Source organism: Bradyrhizobium sp. GW821-FHT12B03 (assembly GCF_058807535.1).
On the sequence record NZ_JBXAQU010000013.1, the window covers coordinates 211,743 to 218,991 of the forward strand.

Genomic DNA, 7,249 nt, shown 5'->3' on the forward strand with positions numbered 1-7,249 from the left:
CAGCGTCCGTCATTACGAAGAAAAAAATGTGCGGGAGAAATTATTAAGGGGGGCGCGAAGCCCCCCTTAAGCATCGTCATGGCTCATCGCCCTCAGGTAATATCCCCATCGTCTTCCACTCCTTCTATCTTACGCACAGTATCTAACATTTGATTGATGTCTTGTTCTTTATACGACTTCAAAGTTTGTGGATTCGCAAGCAATTCCTTAAGTTTGGAGCTGAGTTCTTTCGCTTCCAGTTGCTTCCCGAAGACCCAAGCGAAACGCGCGCAGGTATCTATGCGACGCACAGAAGCTTCACAACTGCTTCTTACATTCTCGTAAATTTCGTTAATCGCTGCTTCACTAATCCCGGACTGCTCGAAGAAGCGCTCTGGAGAGGTCAGCTCGCTATATTGCGTCGCATAATAGGCTAAGTTGTTGGTATAGCGAGCTCTTTCGCTGGGATTCTTCGAAAATCCGACGTTCTTGTCAGTTAAGAGTGTCGCGTACGCCCTGAACGAGATGTGAATAGCTTCAAGCAATAAATCAAGCGCCTGATACCTCAACGGTCCGGTCTCATTTTTCTCCAAGATATCTCGAACTCTCGTCCAGATCACGTACGCACACTGCCTCGGAATGATCGACCGATAGATGTTGTCCTTAGGCAAAAGCTCATCTTCGCTTAAAAGGGCCAACGCCCTGCGATGACGCTGAATGCAGAGGTCGGTTTGTCCAATCAGTTGAAGGCAGGCACCGATACGAAAATGAAGCAGCGCATCACTGTGATGGACATTCCTATCTACTACAGAGAAGTATATCTCTAGGGCTTGACTTGCGACGGCATTGAACGTTTCGGCGTTGTAGTCGGATGAACCTTGATTCACTAGGGCTAGCCAATAATGGAGAAGCGCCTCTTCCATGGAAACAAAATAGAAAAAATCATCGTCGTTAGCCGCCCGCTCATCGAGCTCCGAGTATCTCAACCGAACAGCTTCCAGCTCACTGATGCTCTTGTGAATTGCAGCTTCTGCAGCCACCCGATCAATCAACGGACGCGTAGCTCCGCTTTGCACTAACATATCGTGTGTGCGGCTTAGGGTAAGTTCTACCTCATTTATTTGCGTCTTGATCTCTGGCGGGGCCGACTCCGCACAACGAACCCTGTTAGCGATGCGATGATTGGTGTTTACTGGAAAGTCGCGACTTCTCGGCTTAGAAAGGTTGTCAAAATCAGTTTTTATGAGATCTGCCTCCCCCGAACACGAATCTATTAAGCGCTTAAGATTTACAAGGCGTGCATTGAGGTTTTGAGCAATATCATAGGCAGCATCCTCCGAGGAAAAACGCTTTTCGAATTCAGGCCCTTTATACCTACGGTCGTGCTCAATTTCCGCCCACACATCTTCGAAAGCTGACCGTATTTGTATTTCGACCGGAATGATCTTCGGCTTTGCGCTCGACGAGTAATAGCTATTTGCAGTGCACACGATGTGAACCGATGAGTACGGCTGATCCTCTGCCGACGGCCGGAAATCAATTCGCTTAGTTCCGTCCTCCTTTAATGGAGGCACATCCAACTCCAGCAGTTGCTCGTAAATTAGCCTATAGATCCGATTCTTCTGATCCGACGAGTAGACGATCGCTTCCTTTATTGTATCGCTAAGCGAATCCCCGGTGAAAAGCGATAGCGGCCTCAATTGGCCCACCTTAATAAATTCAACGAATTCCTGAACGAGCAAAGGAAGCTCGTCAGAAAACAAACACAACAATCGCAGGCCGATTATGTCTGTAACTTTATCAGGCGAGTAGCGAGGTCGAGTTCTCTGCTTCTTCTGAACCTTACCAATTAGTCTGTCTTCGCTTTTTACTCGACACTTGATAGCATAGGCTTTTCGAAACAGGTTGTTGGGACCTAGCGCAAGAGCGGTCAGCAGCTGCTCGCGAACGTAATCTGCCCCAGCAATGGCACGAATTGCCTCGTCTCTTAGTCCGACCTCCACAATCCACCCCCGTTCAATCAAATCGAAGGAGATTAGCAAACCTTCAAACTCATTCAATAGTTGCAGCTAGAAAACATACAATTATTTTGCTGATATACCTTGTACGCTTATCCCGAATTTTTGTGCCGTCTAACCTATCGCCATTGGCCATCAGACTGGGGCCGCAAGTAACGGCGCTTATTTTGGAATCCAGAGCGGCCCACATGCTAGTGAAGGAAAGACAAATGCGCGTATTCATAAGTTGGTCCGGCGAAGTGAGCAGAGAGATCGCCGAGACCTTTCGCAACTGGATACCCAGCGCTCTACAATACGTAAAACCATATTTCACTCCTGCGGATATAGAGAAAGGATCGAAATGGGCAACGGAAATATTCAAAGAATTGTCAGCCTCTTCAATCTGCCTGATCATTTTAACGCGAGACAATCTTACCAGTAATTGGATCATGTTCGAGGCGGGCGCGATCTCAAGCACGATCGAACGCGCCAAGGTTTGCCCCGTGATTTTTGGCTTGGAGGAAACAGATCTCCAAGGTCCCCTTGCGCAATTCCAAGCGACCAAGTTTGCGAAACCTGAGATTCGAAAACTATTTTTCACTATCAACGCTGCGGCTGGCGAACTAAGGCTATCGGATTCCGTGGCGAATACAGTTTTCGAGAAGTGGTGGCCAGATCTTGAGGCACAAATATCAAAGATCAATGTCGATCACAGATCAACAAAGCTGAGCAAAGACATTCGGTCGGATCGAGAGCTGATTGAAGAGCTCTTGCTCTTAACTCGAAAAATTTCTGATACCAACGTCGATGGAAGAGGTACTGAATCGAAGCCAGTGACACCAACCCTATCGACCGTCAAGTATGAGAGCACCCTGTATAAGACATTTGTAGGACTGATCGGTGAGTTTCTTGAGCTTGGCACCTTCGAAGTCGACCACCTCGAAATTTTGAAAAAGTCGGTGGAAGAGATCAAGATCAGTATTCCGCGTCGCAACCTAAATGCCTCAGTGAAAGCCGGACTGATCACCGAGCTATCGGTTTTATCGACTGAGATAGACGCTTTTCTCAAGGCCAACACGGAATAGCCTTGGAATTACGGTGCACTAAATTCACTCGCTCCGTCCTGACGATCTGCGGCTTCGGCTCGCGTTTGGTGAACGGCGTCAATTAAGTGCACTGCCACCGCAATCGCAGCATACTTTAGCCTTTCCGCGCACGGCAATGATTGGTAGCCTCTCAACCAAGGCTTGCATGAACTCGTTTGGGGCACAGGGGTGATGACCCGTGAATGGGCTTGGCCTGCGTGGGCCGTACGGTTGTACGGTAACTTTCTCAGATCGATTTTCGCATTGAGCACGATCCTGTTGCTGCAAGCATATGTCGCAGAGACCTCCGCCCTCGCTCAAAACCAGACCTCGGACGCGCGGCAGGGCTACATCTATTTCATCCGGCATCCCAGCATTTTGAGCCGGCTTGGCAAACCCGACATCAGGGTCGATGGCAAAGTGGTGGGCGAACTGGCAGTTGCCACCTACATTCTCGTGGATCGGCCGGCGGGACCACACACGATCACTGTCGTTGGTGCCATGGATTCGGTGGGATGTGAGGCCGAGATTCGCGTGCAGCCCGGCATGTCCTACTATTTCGAGATGGGGCCGATCGTGAATACCAACATGGACTCGTTCAATGTCGCGTCGATGGGCGTAACCGGGCGACCTGTCCCCTGCCGCAACAGGCATAACACGCCCTACATGTTCTACTCGCTCGATGCGACTGCTGGAGCTGCCGCGGTTGCAAGGATAAAGGCCCGGAATTAACCCGACGGATGAATTACGGAACATTGCACTAAATTCACTCACGCCGATCTGCGGCTTCGGCTCGCGTCTGATGAACGGCGTCAATCAAGTGCACTGTCACCGTCATCGAGACTGGTTCCAGCTTCGTTGCTCATCAACACCCTGCCCCCGAAATTGCCTTTGCGATCGACCCCTTCCCTCCTAAACTCCCCACCCACCGGCATGGGTTCCGACGGGCCCGCTAGAACCAGAGTCACCTTATGCCCAAACCGGAAAGCTTCCCGATCGAAAAAATCTTCGTTCCCACGAAGCTGAAGAAGGCCCTCAGGCCCGAGAGCGTCGCGGAGATCGCGGAAAGTATGCTGGACATCGGACAGCAGGAGCCCATTTCCATCAGGCTCGACGGAGACCGCCTCGTTCTGGTCGAGGGACTGCATCGGCTGGAGGCCTGCAAGGCGCTCGGCGAGACGACCATTCTCGGCGTCCTTGTTACGGCCGAGCTTGCTCAACCCAAGCCGCTGCTCGCCGAACGGCCCGAAGTCGAGGCGGAGCGCCTGAAGATGGCGCGATTGAAACAGTTGCGCCTCGAGAAGGAAGCCGCAGAGGCATCGACGGCTGGCTTCAAGGGCGCTGGCGCAACGCAAGCGCCGCGCACCCGTCCGACGAGAGGCGTCCGCGACAATCCGAAGGCATCACCGGGTCGAGCCACGAAATCGGCGCCTAAATCATTGTCGGCCTGGATCACGCAGCAAAAGGGCAGCGGCGAACGCTATTGATTGGTCGAAGACCTACTCGACCTTCACGCCCGTCTCGTCCACGATCTTTTTCCAGAACCCGGTCTCTTCGACCAGGATGCGGGAAAATTCGGCCGGGCCCTTGTTCACGACGTCGAAGCCGACCTCGGCAAGGCGCTGCTGCGCTGCCGGCTGTTGCAGGAACTCGGTGATCGCAGTGTTGATGACCCCGACCACGCTGTCCGGCGTCCCCTTCGGCGCCATGACGCCGACCCAGGTGTCGCCCTGGATGTCCGGGAACCCCTGCTCGATCATCGTGGGAACATCGGGAAGCAGTTTTGAGCGGGTCTTGCCGGTGACCGCGAGCGCGTTGAGTTGCCGCCCTGATATCATCGGGCCGGCCGATGCCATGGTGGTCCATCCGATCGGCACATGGTTGCCGACCACGGCCTGAACCGCCGGGCCTGCGCCCGGAAACGGCACGCCGACGATATCGAGCTTCTGCGTCACCCTGAAGCGCTCCGCGAGAAGATGCGCCTGGGTCCCGACGCCGCCATGCGCGTAATTCTGATTGGACCGCGCTTTCAGGTAAGCCACCAATTCCCTAGCATCCTTGACTGGGATCGAGGGATTGGCGGAGACCACATGCGTCGAGGAGACCGACAGATTGATGGCGACGAAATCCGCGATCGGATCATATGGGATGTTGGTGAAGACCGACGCGTTGACCGCATGCGTGCTCAGCGCGAACAGGATCGTGTAGCCGTCAGCCGTCGAGCGCGCCGCCTGGACCGTTCCGCGGTTGCCGGTCGCCCCGGCGATGTTCTCCACCACGAAGCGCTGCCCGAGCTTTTCCGACAGATACGCGCAGGCAAGTCGCGCATAGACGTCGGCGGTGCCACCCGGCGCGAACGTGACGATGGCGCGAACCGGACGATCGGGATAGGCCTGCGCCGATGCGATCCGCGGCGCGGCCAAGAGCGCTGCCGAGCCACCGACCAGCCCCATGAACCGGCGGCGGCCGATCATGGTCTTCCCAAGATTGACAGAAGCTGTCTGCTGTCCCGGCGACGATGTCTTGCTCATCCCATGCTCCATTCCGTGACGCGTGCGACACGCGTCGAGATCCCGTTCAACGCGGCAATCTCGTGCCGATGCCCTTAGCGCGTGCCGCTTCATAGATGAAAGCCGCAGCGGCGAGATCCGCGAGGCCCGCGCCCGAAAAGATCAATGCATTGCGTTCGTCGCGCGTGGTGCGCCCGGCGATGCGGCCGGACACGAGATCGGGGATATCGCCGGCGAACGGTCCGTCGTAATTCAGGATTCCGTTGGGACCGGCGGTGCTCTGCTCGCGGTCGTCGGTCATTGTGCGATCGAAGGCGGCAAGACTGTCGCGTCTCCAACCGAAGCCGAGATCCACAGAAGAAACGAAGGTGCCCGGCTCGACCCAGTTGGCGTCGAGTTGTCTGTTATCCGCCACACCGTGCGGAATCGAGCTGATGACGATGTCACAGCCTTTGATCGCCGCGCGCGGATCGGAAACGGCGCGCGCCTGCAGGCCTTTCTCGCGGGCCTTGGCGGCGAAGGCCTCTGAAGTCTCGAGGCGGCGGCTGAACGCAACGACATGGGTCAGGGGAAACGCCGCGGCGAAGACGTCGAGATGGCTTCGCGCCTGGGCACCACACGCAAGAAAGCCGATCGTGCCCGCATCGGCGCGCGCCATGGCGCGGGCCGCGACGAGCGAGATGAGCGCCGTGCGGATCGCCGAAATCCAGACACCGTCCATGACGGCCACCGGCCGTCCGGTCTCGATCTCGTTGAGAACGATCAGCGGCATGAAGTCCGGCACGCCATTGCTGTTGCCGGGGAAATAGCCGAACCACTTGAAAGCCGCATAGCCCGGGCGATCCATCACCGCGCCTTTGCCGCGGAAGATGTTGGCCCCGCCTGCGCTGATCGTGACCTTCGGATGCGACCAGACCCCGCCTTCCGCGCGGCGAAGGAAGGCATGCCGGAGTGCGGCCTCCAACTCGCCGACCTGCGCATCGCATGCGACGACATCCGCCTGCGACAGGTACAGCAGTTCATCATCCGCGAGATTCAGCGTCATGGCACCGCCTTCGCAGCGAACCCGCTCAACCAATCGATCGCAACTGCCACCGCCGCACGCATTTGATCCATGTCCAAACTATTTCTGTATTCAAATAAAAATTCAATACTGTCTTCTAGGCAATCAGGTCCTGAAATCTCATGGAAAGCGGGCGCGTCTGAAGGGAATTTGAGCGCTGCGACGCTTTTTTAGCCCGTCGGGTGGGTGGAGCGAAGCGATACCCATCATCAGTCGTTCGGCAAGATCAAGATGATGGGTTTCGCAAGGCGTCGGTCGTCCATGAGATCCAGATAGTTCATGAGCCCCAGCTTCCCACCCCGTGGCAATTACGCACTGTCACCGTCATCCGCGCCGCAAGTTTCAGATCGCTGGCGAGCGCTGCGGCGATCACCTCATCGCGGGCTATGTCGGCGGGGTCAATACGATGAAGCGGCAGTTGTTGCGGCTTGTGGCGGACGGTGACAATTGAACCGGGATACGCAGGTGAATTCCCGCAGCGTAACTCACCGGTTCTGCCGGCGCAGAGACCCAAGAGGTGGGTTACGCCTGCGGCTAATACTACTGAGTCAGTTGGTCGCGGCGGCTTAGGTGTGAAAATCAAGTATCTGTAGGGATTCAGAATTTGGCACGCGG

7 protein-coding genes are annotated in these 7,249 nt (G+C 55.5%); 3 read left to right on the forward strand and 4 right to left on the reverse strand.

The features are described 5' to 3' along the window. Positions 1-92 precede the first annotated feature (92 nt). Complete coding sequence (locus AC1RUR_RS24370) at positions 93-2,039, reverse strand: RelA/SpoT-related domain-containing protein (protein ID WP_492848645.1); 1,947 nt, start codon at positions 2,037-2,039, stop codon at positions 93-95. Positions 2,040-2,206: 167 nt separating this feature from the next. Here AC1RUR_RS24370 and AC1RUR_RS24375 point away from each other — a divergent pair, with 167 nt between their 5' ends. The 3 genes from AC1RUR_RS24375 (at position 2,207) to AC1RUR_RS24385 (ending at position 4,548) form a co-directional block, all read left to right on the forward strand. Further along, positions 2,207-3,061, forward strand: a complete 855-nt coding sequence (locus AC1RUR_RS24375) for a toll/interleukin-1 receptor domain-containing protein (protein WP_492848647.1) — start codon at positions 2,207-2,209, stop codon at positions 3,059-3,061. A gap of 264 nt (positions 3,062-3,325) precedes the next feature. Further along, positions 3,326-3,793, forward strand: a complete 468-nt coding sequence (locus AC1RUR_RS24380) for a DUF2846 domain-containing protein (protein ID WP_492848649.1) — start codon at positions 3,326-3,328, stop codon at positions 3,791-3,793. Positions 3,794-4,032: 239 nt separating this feature from the next. Further along, positions 4,033-4,548, forward strand: a complete 516-nt coding sequence (locus AC1RUR_RS24385; RefSeq protein WP_492848651.1) for a ParB N-terminal domain-containing protein — start codon at positions 4,033-4,035, stop codon at positions 4,546-4,548. Positions 4,549-4,560: 12 nt separating this feature from the next. On the opposite strand, the gene AC1RUR_RS24390 is transcribed toward AC1RUR_RS24385, so the two are convergent. From AC1RUR_RS24390 to AC1RUR_RS24400, 3 genes are all read right to left on the reverse strand, one after another. Further along, positions 4,561-5,592 (reverse strand): Bug family tripartite tricarboxylate transporter substrate binding protein, encoded by a 1,032-nt coding sequence (locus AC1RUR_RS24390; RefSeq protein ID WP_492848653.1) that lies wholly within the window; start codon positions 5,590-5,592, stop codon positions 4,561-4,563. A gap of 46 nt (positions 5,593-5,638) precedes the next feature. Then, positions 5,639-6,616 carry an ornithine cyclodeaminase family protein gene (locus AC1RUR_RS24395; RefSeq protein WP_492848655.1) on the reverse strand — a complete coding sequence of 326 codons (978 nt, stop codon included), beginning with the start codon at positions 6,614-6,616 and terminating at the stop codon, positions 5,639-5,641. Positions 6,617-6,911: 295 nt separating this feature from the next. Further along, positions 6,912-7,249: hypothetical protein (locus tag AC1RUR_RS24400; protein WP_492848657.1), on the reverse strand; the 338-nt coding region annotated here is incomplete at its 5' end.